The organism is Janthinobacterium sp. B9-8 (genome assembly GCF_000969645.2).
In the GTDB taxonomy this organism is placed as follows: domain Bacteria; phylum Pseudomonadota; class Gammaproteobacteria; order Burkholderiales; family Chitinibacteraceae; genus Iodobacter.
Genome location: NZ_CP014222.1, coordinates 4098405 through 4113003, shown reverse-complemented (window position 1 = coordinate 4113003; position 14599 = coordinate 4098405). Strand labels below are relative to the sequence as shown.

Annotated in this window: 11 protein-coding genes; 1 reads left to right on the top strand and 10 read right to left on the bottom strand. The window is 50.4% G+C overall.

Annotated features, from left to right (window positions below):
* Nucleotides 1–59: 59 nt before the first annotated feature.
* Nucleotides 60–2798 (top strand): preprotein translocase subunit SecA, encoded by a 2739-nt coding sequence (secA, locus tag VN23_RS18545; RefSeq protein ID WP_046351686.1) that lies wholly within the window; start codon nucleotides 60–62, stop codon nucleotides 2796–2798.
* 68 nt (nucleotides 2799–2866) lie between these two features.
* Here the strand turns inward: secA and VN23_RS18540 are convergent, their stop codons facing one another.
* From VN23_RS18540 to mshL, 10 genes are all read right to left on the bottom strand, one after another.
* A complete protein-coding gene (locus tag VN23_RS18540; protein ID WP_046351685.1) occupies nucleotides 2867–3613 on the bottom strand; it encodes a type II secretion system protein in 747 nt (248 codons plus the stop codon).
* The gene (locus VN23_RS18535; protein WP_046351684.1) at nucleotides 3610–5079 is read right to left on the bottom strand and encodes a hypothetical protein; all 1470 of its coding nucleotides are present in this window, start codon (nucleotides 5077–5079) and stop codon (nucleotides 3610–3612) included. The genes VN23_RS18540 and VN23_RS18535 overlap by 4 nt, the downstream gene beginning before the upstream one ends.
* Entirely contained in the window at nucleotides 5057–5356 is a 300-nt protein-coding gene (locus VN23_RS18530) for a hypothetical protein (protein ID WP_046351683.1), read from the bottom strand. Before VN23_RS18530 ends, VN23_RS18535 begins: the two co-directional genes overlap by 23 nt.
* On the bottom strand, nucleotides 5353–5940 hold the full coding sequence (locus tag VN23_RS18525) for a hypothetical protein (RefSeq protein WP_046351682.1): 588 nt from the start codon (nucleotides 5938–5940) through the stop codon (nucleotides 5353–5355). The genes VN23_RS18530 and VN23_RS18525 overlap by 4 nt, the downstream gene beginning before the upstream one ends.
* Nucleotides 5937–7493 carry a hypothetical protein gene (locus VN23_RS18520; protein ID WP_046351681.1) on the bottom strand — a complete coding sequence of 519 codons (1557 nt, stop codon included), beginning with the start codon at nucleotides 7491–7493 and terminating at the stop codon, nucleotides 5937–5939. The genes VN23_RS18525 and VN23_RS18520 overlap by 4 nt, the downstream gene beginning before the upstream one ends.
* The gene (locus VN23_RS18515; protein ID WP_046351680.1) at nucleotides 7490–8686 is read right to left on the bottom strand and encodes a type II secretion system F family protein; all 1197 of its coding nucleotides are present in this window, start codon (nucleotides 8684–8686) and stop codon (nucleotides 7490–7492) included. Before VN23_RS18515 ends, VN23_RS18520 begins: the two co-directional genes overlap by 4 nt.
* A gap of 302 nt (nucleotides 8687–8988) precedes the next feature.
* The gene (locus tag VN23_RS18510) at nucleotides 8989–9483 is read right to left on the bottom strand and encodes a hypothetical protein (RefSeq protein ID WP_046351679.1); all 495 of its coding nucleotides are present in this window, start codon (nucleotides 9481–9483) and stop codon (nucleotides 8989–8991) included.
* Nucleotides 9484–9504: 21 nt separating this feature from the next.
* The gene (locus tag VN23_RS18505) at nucleotides 9505–11211 is read right to left on the bottom strand and encodes a GspE/PulE family protein (RefSeq protein WP_046351678.1); all 1707 of its coding nucleotides are present in this window, start codon (nucleotides 11209–11211) and stop codon (nucleotides 9505–9507) included.
* Between the two features lie 97 nt (nucleotides 11212–11308).
* Nucleotides 11309–12694, bottom strand: coding sequence for a tetratricopeptide repeat protein (locus VN23_RS18500; protein ID WP_052746556.1), 1386 nt, complete (start codon nucleotides 12692–12694; stop codon nucleotides 11309–11311).
* Complete coding sequence (mshL, locus tag VN23_RS18495; RefSeq protein ID WP_052746555.1) at nucleotides 12691–14529, bottom strand: pilus (MSHA type) biogenesis protein MshL; 1839 nt, start codon at nucleotides 14527–14529, stop codon at nucleotides 12691–12693. Before mshL ends, VN23_RS18500 begins: the two co-directional genes overlap by 4 nt.
* Nucleotides 14530–14599: the final 70 nt, after the last annotated feature.

Here is a 14599-nt window from a genome sequence, read left to right as displayed (position 1 = left end):
AGGATGCTTATCCGCCGTTGTCACAATAACCGGGCCTAGCCCATTGCTGGTAGCTTTAGATGATTGCAAATTTGCTCAAAAAAGTTTTCGGAAGTCGTAATGACCGCCTGCTCAAACAATACGGCACCATCGTAAAGCAGATCAACGCCCTTGAAGCGGGCATTGCCGCTCTTTCCGACGATGACTTGCGCGCCAAAACGGAAGAATTCCGCAGCCGCGTCGCCAAGGGTGAAACACTTGATCAAATTCTGCCAGAGGCCTTTGCTGTTTGCCGCGAAGGCTCTAAGCGCAGCTTAGGCATGCGTCACTTTGACGTGCAACTGATGGGTGGCTTAGCGCTGCACCAAGGCAAGATCTCTGAAATGCGCACGGGTGAAGGTAAAACGCTGGTAGCCACGCTGCCTGCTTACCTGAACGCCCTATCCGGCAATGGCGTACACGTCATTACCGTGAACGATTACTTGGCCAGCCGCGATGCGGGCATTATGAGCAAGCTCTATAATTTTCTAGGGCTGACTTGTGGTGTGAATCTGGGCCAGATGCAGCACGACGAAAAACAAGAAGCTTACGCCTGCGATATTACCTACGGCACCAATAACGAATTCGGTTTTGATTATCTGCGCGACAATATGGTGTTCACTGTGGGTGAGCGCGTGCAGGGCAAGCTGAACTACGCCATTGTCGACGAAGTCGATTCGATTCTGATCGATGAAGCTAGAACGCCTTTAATTATCTCTGGCCCGGCCGAAGACAGCATCGAGCTTTACCAACTGGTTGACGATATCCCCGGCCAGCTGATCCGCCAGAGCGAAGAAGAATCAGAAGGCGATTTCTGGGTGGATGAAAAAGCCCACTCGGTACTGCTTTCAGAAGCTGGCCACGAAAAAGTAGAAGCCATCCTTACCAGCAAGGGGCTGTTAAAAGAAGGCGACAGCCTGTACTCCGCTGGCAATATCAGCCTAGTGCATCATCTGTATGCCGCCATGCGTGCCCATGCCCTATTTCAGCGTGACCAGCACTATGTGGTAACCGACGAAGGCGAAATTGTCATTGTTGACGAATTTACCGGTCGTTTAATGTCGGGTCGTCGCTGGTCTGAAGGCCTGCATCAAGCCGTTGAAGCCAAGGAAGGCGTAGAAATCAATCAAGAGAACCAGACTCTTGCCACGATTACCCTGCAAAACTACTTCCGCATGTATACCAAGCTATCCGGCATGACCGGTACGGCCGATACTGAAGCTTACGAATTCCAGCAAATTTACGGCCTGGAAACCGTGATTGTGCCAACCAACCGCGATATGGTGCGGGACGATAGGCAAGATCAGGTTTACAAAACCGATAGAGAAAAATACAACGCCATCATCACCGATATCAAAGGCTGCCAGGAACGTAAACAGCCCGTCTTGGTGGGTACAACGTCGATTGAGCAATCTGAATTACTCTCCGAAATGCTGACTAAAGACGGCTTTGAGCACAATGTGCTGAACGCCAAACAGCATGCTCGCGAAGCCGATATCGTGGCTCAGGCCGGTGCGCCCGGCGTGATTACCATTGCCACCAATATGGCCGGCCGTGGTACGGATATTGTGCTTGGCGGTAATATCGAGCGCGAAATTAAAGCCATTGAAGCCGATGAAGAATTAAGCGAAGCCGATAAACACGCAAAAATCACCAGCATGAAAGCCGATTGGAAAATCATCCATGATGCCGTTGTTGCAGCGGGTGGTTTACATATTATTGGTACCGAGCGCCACGAATCACGCCGTATTGATAACCAGCTGCGTGGCCGTTCTGGCCGTCAGGGTGACCCGGGCTCCAGCCGTTTCTATCTATCGCTGGAAGACTCACTGCTGCGTATTTTTGCTGGCGATCGGGTAGCGATGGTGATGGATCGCCTGAAAATGCCTGAAGGCGAGCCTATCGAAGCGGGTATGGTTTCCCGCGCTATTGAATCAGCTCAGCGTAAAGTAGAAGGCCGCAACTTCGATATTCGTAAGCAACTGCTGGAATACGACGATGTATCTAACGAGCAGCGCAAGGCGATTTACGGCCAGCGTAATGAAATCTTAGAAAGCGAAGAAGTTAGCGAAACCATCGGTGCAATGCGCGACAGCATGGTTTCAGATCTATTTGACACTTATATCCCTGCCGATTCGATGGAAGAGCAGTGGGATGTTGCCGGTTTAGAGCGTGCGCTGGGTGAGTTTAATATTGATCTTGCCGTTGCTGACTGGATCAAAAACGACACCACGCTGACTATTGAAGCCATGAAAGAGCGTGTGCAAGTTGCCGCTGCTGAAAGCTATAACCAGAAGGTTGAAATTGCAGGCGAGCAGACTTTCCGCCAATTTGAACGCTCGGTGCTCTTACAACACGTTGACCAAAGCTGGCGCGAACATCTGTCGTCCTTGGATCATTTACGCCAAGGTATTCATTTGCGCGGCTACGCACAAAAGAATCCTAAGCAAGAATACAAGCGTGAAGCATTCGAATTGTTCTCGCAGCTGCTAGAAAACATCAAGCGCGAAGTGATTCAGATTGTGATGACAGTGCAAGTGCGCTCACAAGAAGATCTGGAAGCTGTACGCCCGCAAGAAGTGCCTGCATCCGCACTGCAATTCAATCATCAGGAATTAGAAGCCTTATTGGCCAGTGGTGATGAAGAGCAAATCAAGGCAGCACTGATGCAAGCAATGGAAGGCGGTGCAAAAGTACAGTTCTCCGGCGTAGGCCGCAACGACGTCTGCCCTTGCGGCTCTGGCAAGAAATTTAAGCACTGCCACGGGCAAATTGCTTAATTTACTACTGCCACAAAAAACCCCGAAGCGTGCTTCGGGGTTTTTTTATGGCCAAACAAACCAGCACATCAAGGTAATTTGCCTGCGGCCAGCATTCTGCCAACCAAAATAGACGGGCTAATCCACTCGCTGATGTCGTCGTATTCCTCATCTGCGGGGGTGCTGCTATCGTCTTCAACCCGCAGCTTGCTGACAAAAGTAAGGTCATTATCGGTGTTTTCCTGCTCATCGGTCGAGCCAGCCCCCCCATTAGGCGGGCCGTGGCGATAGTGCATCACCACCACCGCCACCACATTCGCAGCTAATGGTGTAGCCGCTGCGGCTGTTGCATTAATCATAATATCGCCACGGGAGCAAAGTATAAAACTCATTCCCTGAGGAGCTACGCTACCAACAGGGCAATTTGCCCCCAACGTTTGATTGCTATCTGTCACTACTGGTGGCACCGATGGTGGGCCACTGTCTGCAAAATCAAGGCTTACACGATATCTGAACGGCTGATTAAACGGATCGCCAGCACGACTAATTCCCAAGGTAGACCAAGGCACCACACCCTCGGCAAGATTACAGCTCATATTTACCAATCTGTCTTCAAGCCCGGTATTGGCGGCAGGGTTGGCCGGGCATGGCAAGTGCCCGTATTGCACAGCAAACCCCAGCAGAGATTCTTTGATTTCAGCTAACTGCGCACGCCCGTCGCGCATTCTTTGGCTATCGGTTTGCGCGCGAAAGGCCCCCAGCCCACCTGCTAACATAATGCCGACAATCACCAGAACAATGGCAATTTCAGCCAGCGTAAATCCTTTATTTTTCATGGCCTGTCCTTCATGGCCTCTACCCATTGAACACCAACACGATGGTACAGCCTGTCATTACCCGCATCAGCAGCCCCCAACTTGGCGTATTGATCTACTTGTGGCGGCAAAATATCCCACGCACGGCGATTAATATCAGGTGCCACAGCATAGCTTGGGACTAAATCCAGATAGTTATTTAACAACATCTTATCTGCCGCCAAAGCACGCATTTGCCCTGTTTGTGCCACCCCTGCACCTATCATTACGGCATTCACAGCCCCTGCTGGCAACTGCATATTTCTTAATTGCAGTGCGAGCGGCAAAGGGCAGCTCGTGGTATTAGCTACAGCATAAAAAAACATTTGCTCCCAGCGATTACGATAAAGCCAGTCATACTCCAACAGCACCCGCTGCCAATCGGCCTGATTAGGCACACTGGCGGGCCGGTTTAAAGGATTCACCAAGTAGCTAGGTAAAACAGGTGCCAAACCGACCCCTGTTAAAGCAATGGATTTAGGCGCGTGGCCCCGGCAAGTGGCTGGATCAGGAATACATCCATTGCTATTCACAACAGCAATGTCTGCACAGCCTGCATCAGCCGGGCTGGCTGGATTAGGTAAGCCCCCCAGAGCGGGAACCACTTGCAAGGCCCATAAATTAAGGAGCTGCTGGTACTCTTTTGCTGCGCGTTTTTCTAAAGGTGCAAGCAGCTCGCTACGCCGGATAGTGATAATTCGATCATTCAGAGTTGGATTGGCACTGCTATCTAAACGAGGCCCATCCAGAAACCGCCCCTGAGTCAGATTATAATTTGCATAATTATTGGGCACGCCAAGACAAGTGCCACCAACAGTGAGCCGGTTACATTCCAAATAATTATTAGGGTTCCGCTGCTGGGCTGCCGTATTGCGATTCTGCCCCCCCAGCGCAGCGCCGGGAGCCAGAATCACCACCACAACCGGGTCTTCTGCACTTGATAAGCTTTGCCCGCCATTATTTGCGGCCGCCTGAAACCAGGGATTAACACCTGTGGGTGCAGTATCACTATTAAGCGGCACATTTCTTCTTTCTTGAAAACCATCGACTACCGCCATCCACAAAGGCTCACCCGAGCTATCACGCAATTCTGCTGCCTGATAATTAAGCCATGGAATCCGGCCAATACGAGCAGCAGCCCCCGCACACGCCGCACCATTTAAGCCGCTTTGCCCGTAGCTCGCTTCACCCTGCACATTACGATCCGGACAAAAAAATTCGCCGGGGCGGATAATCGGCACGGTATTGCCCCGCTTGGATAAAGCCTCGGCTAATAAGATTTGCTTGGCCTCTGCCAGCACACTTTGTGTTTGCTGATCACGGTAAAGCTTAAACATATGATGGCTAAAACCGGCCAGAATCGCCCCGGCAACTCCCAGCCCCACAACCATTAACAACAGCAAGGCAATGGCACCACGCTGAGAATTAGCGATCCGACTGGTAAACATCGCGTATTGCGCCGCTTTGGCGGCTCAGTGTTTGCCCTACTTTAAGCCCCGCAGGGATAGATGCCTGGCTTATTTCACCATTTAGCCAGCGCAATTTTTTACCGCGGCTGCGAATTTCACCATCAAAACGCAGCGTGTCTGCGAAAGCGGCCCCTGCCTGCACTTGCGCTAAATCGCCCCGTGCCGCAGCACGCTCGGCGGGGCTAAAAAATAAACGCCCCCATTGGGCCTGTGCAAAAGGGCAATAAAGCAGCCAGAACAAAATAAAATACTTCATTGACTTACCTCGCCTTCAGCAAGCAGCACCGGGCCTATGCTCAGCCACTCAATATCACACAGCACTTTGATCACCGCGTCCTCACTGCGTGTCATCTGGCACTGCTCCACGGCAGGCCAGCCAGCCAGCTTACGCAAGCCTGCCAGCACGCTAGAAAACACCTCTTCATCTTCAGGCTCAAAACTCAGCATCATTTTGCTGCCGTAAAGTTGCACATTTTCTGCTTTGGCCGCAAAAGCGCGCTGAGCTTCAAATCTAAACGATAGATTAAGCTCAGGCGCATTGCGATGCAGCTCGGTGAGGTGCTCAATCCAATCTAGCCTATGCTCGCCATTTAAAACGCCCCGCTGGCTTAAGGTCTGATAAAGAGAGCGGTATTCTCTGGTGCTATTCCAGGCACTTTCCTGGCTATCTGCCTGCAAAGTTAAACGTTGCACATTGCTACGCAAGGCTTGCTGCTCACTCTGCGCGTGCCATAAATAAATATGCGATAAACCAATCAGGAGCAGGGCTAAACCAAGGGCAGCACCCCCTAGAATTAAATCATGTCGAATCAATGGCAAGGCTTGTAAATCGAGTTTCATGGCGCTTTTTGCTCCCAGCTCAGGCGCAAAGAAAAATCGACCCGCTTGCTGTCCGGCGACACTAATTTGCCTTCCAGCCCCACTTCTGAGCTGGTATTTAAAGGCAAGATAAGTGCTTTAACCTGAACACCGGGCAAACCGGATAAACGCTGGCTTAGCCGCTCAACACTGGCAAGTGCCCGCCGGTATTGCAAATCAAAAGGCTCAACCCGGCCTGATAGCTCCAATACCACAGGCGCTGCTACCGGGGCCGAAGCACCCTCTTCTGCCACTTGCGCCGTAGCTGGATCGAGTGGCGCGCGGCCAGAATTCCAGCGCAATTCATCCAGAACCAACTCAGGAAAATCCAGAAGAATCTGGCTCACCTGCTGAGCAGGCGGCTCCACACTGGGCCAAGTTAATAATTCATGGGTGTAAAGCTCATAAGCCCCCTTCATGGCCGCAGGATCACTGGCCTTGCTTTGTTTAAGCAAATGGCCAAAATACCGTAAGCGCTCATCAATTTGGGCAGTTCTCTTCAGCGATTGATTAATCGAAGCTTGAATATCACCCGCCTCTTGCACCAGAAGCGCACTCCACAACATGGCCAATATTAAGCAGGCAAAAGAACCCCAGCGCAGCGCTATTCCCCGCTTGCGCCAGGTGGCATGAATCAAATGCCGGGCTTGGCCATAATGATTAACCGGCGGATGCAGCTCTAACCAGCTGCATAATAAATTCAGCATCGAATCGGCAGGCGGTAAACGCAGCTTTTGTGCCAGCAAATTCAAGGGCACATTGCTCACCACAAATTGAGCCGCCTCACCGCTTTTAGCCAAATGCTCATCAATAGCGCTTTGGCAATCCAGACCTCTGGGGGCCACCACGGCCAGCTGCAATTTATCGTCACGCCCCAGCAAACGCAGCGTTGATAAATACTGTCTAGCCCTCAGCGCCTCAAGCACAATCACATCGGCTAATCGCACTGCATCTTGCAGATCCTCGTCTTCTGGCAGGCTACTCACACGGCTGAATTTAAGGCCGTCGGCGGCTAAATAAGTCTGCCGCATCCCGCCACCCGATGTAAAAGACACCAATAAATAATGCTCAAGGCCCAAGCCCGATTTATGCACCATTTCCCCGGCCAGCAGGGCCGCAGAATAGATACCTTGCAGAACTATTTTTTTGGCTAGTAAGGCATTCACAATGGCATCAACCGGCGCAACCAAGGTAAGTGCCGACATCAGCACCTTATCCTGCCCGCCTGATTTAGCTAAGCTCTGCACAAAGGCACGCCGGTAAGGCGTGGTACGGTAATTTTGATCTAGTCGTCTGGCCAACAAGGCATTGCGATCGCTGCGCCCGAGGTGGGGGATTGATTCCAGCTGAAAATCTTCCTCAACCACATCGACTAAAAGGCTAAAAACAGCTTCTTTCCAGACCTCCAGATAGCCTTCAAAAGCCTCTTTACCCGCATCATCTAAAGCAAAATGCGCATGTTCAAGCAGCTGATTTTTTTCCAAATGAAAGGCAATCAGCCGGGTATTAGATAAGAGAAGTGTGTAGTGGCTCATCGCAATTTACTGATGGTATCGAAAATAGGGCCAAGCACTGAAGACATAATCCACGCCAGAATCAGGCCCAGCACCACGGTAAGCGATGGCTCGATCAGCGCCTGAACGCGCTCAATAGATTCTTTTACATCACGGTTATAAAAATAAGCGACATTGAGCAGGCCATGATCCAGCTGGCCGGTGCTTTCCCCTACTTTCAGCATGCGCAGCACCAGAGGCGGAAACATTTCTTCCTGACTAAAACTTGCCGTAACCCCTTGCCCCTCCCTGATTTGCGCCTGAACTCGCTGCAATGATTCGGCCACCACGCTATTACTTACAATCCCTTCCGATATTTTGATGCAATCCAGAATAGGAATCCCTGCGGCATACATCAGCGCAAAGAAATTAGCAAAACGCGCCAGAATAATTTTATGCAAAATAGGGCCAAATGGCGGAGTAGTGAGTTTCCAGCCATCAAAACGGTGACGGAACTTTGCATCGTGCCTTAAACGCAAACGAAATATAAAAAACAAAACAACCGGCGTGCCAAATAAGGCCCACCAGTAATGAATAAATATATTTGAGACTGCAATAAGAATACGCGTATTGAGTGGCAACGTTTGCTGCATAGCCGCCACAAAAGAAACCAATTGGGGTACTAAATAAATCATTAAAAATGTAATTACCCCCACCACCAATACCCCGACAAAAGCCGGATACATCACAATTTTTTTTGTTTGCGAAATCAGCTCGTCCTGCCACTTTAATGAATCGCTTAAACTCAGTAATACATCGGGCAACTTTCCACTGGCCTCACCCGCCCGAATCAGATTCACATAAATTAAATCAAATACTTGGGGGTGAGCAGCCAGCGCCTGTGAAAACTGCCGTCCGCCTTCGATATCTTCAATTAAATTAGCAATCACTTCACGAAAGCACGGCTCTTCCAAACTATCACGCAAATCAGATAAACCTTCCAGAATCGATACCCCGGCACGGGTAAGCTGCTCCATATGAAAAGTAAACGTAATCAGCTCGCGCCGACCTACCTTCTTGCCGCCCAACAGCCCTCCCACCGGAGCGGCCTTACCCGCGATCAGGCTTAGGCCGATCCGCTCCAGACGCAACTCTAAATCAGCCAGATTATTCGCCTCTGACTTACCCTTCTGGATCAGGCCTGCATTGTTTACCGCACGATAAATAAACTGCATTGGCTTTCCTAAAAAGAAGCAAGGCCGAAGACGTACTCTCATCCCTCAGCCCTTGAGAGCAGCTTTACCAACAAGAATGCCACTCGTAGGGCTGGTAAAACCCCAAGCCGCTAATTCCTCGCTTCGGCGTGCTTCAAGAGGTGATTTAAGCCCCGTACCAAAAATGTGGTTACTACGTTTTTTCGTTGTTTGCTAAGATAAAACCAAATTAGTTATCGCATCTGGAGTGAAACCCGCGAGCAATGTTGAATAAATACGCGGGTTTCAGCCGCCCTACGAGTTGACAGTTGCTTACTTCCTCCTCACTCCGACGGATTAAACCCCCGTTCCATAAATACCCCGCCGCCCCGTGGCGCTTCTTTCTCATAGAGGATTTTTTCTAACTTCAGCAGGCAATAGGCATTCAGTGTGAGGTTGTGTTTAGCAGCTTGTGCGATGAGCTGTGCTTTGGTCATTTTGTCTATACGCAGCGTCAGTGTGGTCGTATCGGCTTCACTGCTGGATGCAAAAATTTTTTCCTTGCGCCACGGGCAGTATTTTTCTACCCACTCCTCGGCTTGCTCTAGCGTAATCGGCGTCAGCACGTCAATTGGCCCCCGTTTATCCGCATCCATATAGGGGTGAGGAATATTATGCTCAACCAGAAAATACTGATCGCGCTTGGTGCGATACAGCTCAATTAAATGTGGCACGCCTTGCTCATCTTTTGATTCGGTATGCATATGGCAATTTAATGCGGTGCGCGTGTTGTAGGTTTTGCCATCAATCACGCGCGAAATATGTTCACGGACATACATTGCAATCCTCCTTTCTAAGCCTCAGGCAACCCTGTCGGTTAAATCGATCACCCGGGAAATCTCGGCCAACGAGGTCAAGCCGTCCAGCACATGGCGGCAGGCATCGTCGGCCATGGTTCTAAAGCCCTGGCCTTCAGCCGCTTTTTTCATTTCCAGCCGTGTGGCGCGTCGGGCAATCAACTCGTCTAATTCGACACTCATTTTCAACACTTCCATCACCGTTAAACGGCCCTTATAGCCTTGGTGATCACACTTGGGGCAGCCGCTAGAACGGTACAAGGTGATCGGTTCGCCCTCAGGATCAATACCCAATAAGCGACGCTCAAAAGCATCCGGCTCATAAGGCTCACGGCAGAGCGGGCAAAGTTTGCGGGCGAGCCGCTGGGCGATAATGCCGATGATATTGCCCGCCAAAACATCGGGCAGCACGCCGATATCCAGTAGGCGTGGAATCGAGCCGATGGCGGAGTTAGTATGCAGGGTTGAGTAAACTTGGTGGCCGGTCATGGCGGCGCGAAATGCCATATCGGCAGTATCACGATCGCGGATTTCGCCCAGCAAGATAATGTCCGGGTCTTGCCGCATCATCGAGCGAATGCCGTTTACGAAATCCATTTTGGCGGCTTCATTCACCGAGGTTTGCCGCAGCATAGGAATCGGATACTCCACCGGGTCTTCCAGCGTCATGATGTTCACGGCTTCGGTGTTGACGCTGCTTAAAATAGAATAGAGGGTGGTGGTTTTGCCCGAGCCAGTTGGGCCGGTAACCAGAATAATTCCTTCCGGCCTGGCAATCATTAGCTGCAATAAATAGAGGTTTTCTTTACTCAAGCCCAATTTATCTAGCTTAACCAGCCCTTTCTGCCTATCCAAAATCCGCAGCACAATATTCTCGCCCCAAGTGGTGGGCTGCGCCGCCACCCGAAAATCAAGTGGCCGGCCTGCTAGGGTGAGCGAAATTCGGCCATCTTGCGGCGAGCGGGTTTCGGCGATATTCATATTACTCATCACCTTCAGCCGCACCACCATCGCCGGCCAATAGGTTTTATGCAGGGCGCGAATTTGCCGCAGCACGCCGTCGATGCGGTAACGAATCCGCACAAAGGATGATTCTGGCTCGAAGTGGATATCCGATGCGCCGCGCGTGCAGGCATCGGCCAGCAATGCATCAATCAAGCGCACCACCGGCTGGTTGTACTCGGCCTCGGCGTGTTGCAAGCTGGCCCAATCGATCACACCGGTTTCAATTTCATTCAAAATGCCGTCAATCGACAGCTCAAAGCCATAGTATTGATCGATGGCATGGACTAAATCAGATTCCGCAGCGAGCAGTGTTTCCAGCTCGTACTTATCTTTTAGCAGCATGCGAACCTGATCGAGTGCCACCAGATTATTAGGATTAGACATCGCCAGCGTCAGCTTATTCCTCTCCAGATCAAGCGACACCGGCAGCAGCATATGCCGCTTGGCCACGTCTTTTGGCACCAGCTTAATCGCCTGCGTATCGGCCAGAATCTTGGATAAATCAACACTGACCTGCCCCAGATTTTCTGAAAGGGCATCACGCAAAATACCTTCGGAGACAAAACCCAGCGACACCATCAATTTGCCCAAAGGCACGCCGCTACGCCGCTGCTCAAACAGGGTGATGCGCAGTTGATCTTCTGACAGCAAGCCTTTGGAGACCAGTAGCTCGCCTAGCGGAAGCTTTCTGACTGGCGCGTTCATGGCGGCTCCAAAGCTTTCAATCTTGCTTCGACGATCGTTCGATTAAACGAGCCTTTCCCGGCTAAATCGCCTACCGGTAATTTCCTGACGGGCCTAATCATTGCGACTCCAAAGCTTTCAATCTTGCTTCGGCGAGCGTTCGATCAAATGAGCCTTTCCCTGCTAAAGCTTGCCGGTAATACCTTGCTGCGGTTTCATTCTCTTGTAAGTGCTCTAGGCTGATTGCGAGGTTAAATGCGTAATCGGCATTGCCCACATCAAGCGACAGCGCTTGAAAATACGCGCTCTGAGCCTCGCTCCAGCGATTCTGCCCCGCATAAAGATTAGCTAGGGCAAATGCAGCATCGGCATGCTGCCCCGAGAGCTGGCGTAAACCTGATTCTGAATTCTCATTGCCAGGCGTAAGCGAATACAAAGCTGACTGAGCCACTTCATCTCTCGGATAAAGCGACAAAATTTGCCGGTAGAAATGAGCCGCCTCAGCCCCTGCGCCCCGCTTAATCGCCAAAGCCGCCATCCCCAGCAAGGCATCACGATTACGCGCATCCAGCTGCAACATGCGGCGGTAGCCCTCTTCTGCCGCACGGTAATCGCCCTGCTGAAAAGAGCGATATGCCATCGCTAGCGGCAGCGGTACGGCGGCTTCGGTATTTTGCGCATCAAAGCGAATACCCGCGCCATTGGGCGCGCCGGATCGCTCTTCTACACGGGCGGCATCCCCCTTAAGCACTGAAGCCCGTTTAGCCAGCGTTACTGCGGGAAGGGGCAAGGCTGCGGCCTCCGATGCAATCTGCGCTGCGGGCAATGGGGTCATCTGCACCATGGGCAGTGCGGGTGATGGCGGCGAAATAGGATCAGTCTCCGCGAGCGGCGCAGCGGGTGCGGAAGGCATGCCAGGCGATACGCTGAGCGATTGATATTGCCACCAGAAATAGCCCCCCATTGCGGCAGCAATCACCACACCACACAACACCAGCCAGGGAAAGGCTTTAGAGCGCAAGCGCGGCTTGCTTAGCGCTTGTGCGGGCGATACAGGCACAGGTGGCGGCGGAGATACCGTTGGGGCCCGCGCGACAAGAGGCACCGCTTGCGGCTCCACGGAAGGTGGTGATGCTGTAGCTTTGAGCCAGCTTAAATCTTCTTCCGCTACTGCCACTTGCACAGGCGCAGACAGTGGCTCAGCGTCAGCCAGCAAAGGCTCGGTGGCTAACGGAACAGGCTCAGGAATCTCCTCCTTTTCAGCGCTTATCTCTACAGGCACAAACACCCATTCTTCCGGTGTTTCAACCGCCTCGCTTACTTCTAAAGAGGCTAAGGGTGCAGCATCCACCTGGGCGATAAGCTCCAGCGGGCTGCTCTGGCCCTGCCCTAGCGCCGCATCTTCCGGCTCATTTGCTATAGCAAGCTCTTCGGTCAGCCCAGCAGCTTCACGCAAGCGCTTCGCTTCCTCGGCTTTTTTCAGGGCTTGCAATAGTAAGCTCATGGTTTGGCTCCCAGTGGCACACTCCCCGCCTGAAAAGCCGATAAATCATGATCTGCTTCATTCTTAAAAAACTGATCATTAGGCAAAAACTGCTGATAGTTGCCCAAATCCGTACCGCTCTCTTTAATCAGCACCGGCCGTAAAAACACAACTAATTCAATTTTTTTCACTTGATCATTGCGATAACTAAATAAATCACCCACATAGGGCATACGAGACAAACCCGGCACGCCTTGCCTGTCATTATTTAAAGAATCCTGAATTAATCCGCCTAAAATAGCCACCTGCCCGCTGGCTACTTTTAAAGTGGAATCAAATTCTCTGACTTGTAATATCGGCACTAGGCTTTTAATTTGAGTATTGTTGGCCGCCGCTAAAATCGCTACCGCAGGATCTTCAATAAATGAATTAATATTAGTAATGGTTGGCCTTACATTCAGTGCAACCTGCCCATCTTCAGAAATTTGTGGTGTAACCTGCATAACCAAACCAATCGGCACGGTATGCAATTCACTATCATACGTTGCTTGCGTGGTGACTTTGCCATCGGTAATCACCGGTGGTGTTACTTTAATCGTAAAGTAAACTTGCTCCTCCACCACTTTCATTACCGCTGTTTGATTATTTAATGCCATTATCTTTGGGCTAGATAAAACACGTGTGCGGCCAAATTGCTCTAGCATTTTTATTGTAAAATTAAATGTACCGCTTAAAATACCGCCAGCCTTGGTATAAGAAAGAATACTTAATGGGGCCGTGCCCAGATTATTAGCCAGAGATTTCTGCTGGAAATTTAATTGATTATCGGTTTCGCCAATCCGGCTCCAATCCACCCCTGCCTGATATTGATCAGATAATAAAACTTCAACAATCGTCGCCTCAATCAGCACCTGTCGCAAAGCGCCGCCTTGCACGGCATTTAAATACTCAGCCACTTTTGCGTGCTCTTTCTGACTAGCTCTGATTGTAACCACCCCTGTTTCCGGGTTAAGAATAACCAACCGGTTGCTATTTAAATCTACAGTGGGGCTCGCTTTATTAATAGGTAAGGATTCGCCTGTTTTTAATTTTTCTATTTCAAGATTAATTTTATTAGTTTGTGCCACATCCTTTGCTATTTTTGCTGCATCTGCCGCTGTTTTAACAACTTCTTTTTTATCTGTAGATTCATTGTTTTTGACGGCCTGTGCACTTCGGTCTTGCACAATACTGCCAAGCTGCGCACCAGCGCTTTTTGAATCTGCCGACACACCCAATAACTCTTTCAGGTTGTTTTCTATTTTCTTCCATAACTGGTGTTCTGCCAGCATCTCAATTTGTGTACTCGAACTATTCCCGGAGCCAGAGCTGCCACGGCCACTCACCGAATTAGCTAGCGTTACATTCGATTTAACATTTCTAGATAAATTAAAATAATTCATCTTATATGTTTTTAAATAAGGAATATCAGGTGTAACCGTCAATACTCCGTTTTCCAAATCCCAACGTAAATCAACCTGCCTGCTCATCCGCTCCAGGATTTGCGGTAAAGTTTGATTAATTGCGTTCAGAGTAACGCTGCCGCTCACCCCCGCATGCACGTCGACATTGATTTTTGCATCGCGCCCCAAAGCAAACAAAATTTCATTTACAGGCACATTGTGCACAACCACACTATAAGTAGCGGTTTTTGCTGCGGCCCGAGGCTTAGGTAATACCGGGCTACTCACTACAGGTTTAGGAATCTGGCTGGCAATCGGTTTTGATTCTAAATGGCGGCCGTTTTCAACTTGTAAGCCTGATTGACCTGCACAGGCCGTCAATAAAAAAAATAGAATTAGAATTTGCCACCGCATTATCAGCACTCATGCAAAGTATCGGTATTGCAAAACCCTGATCATTGATCTGATCGAGCCAACCATTTAC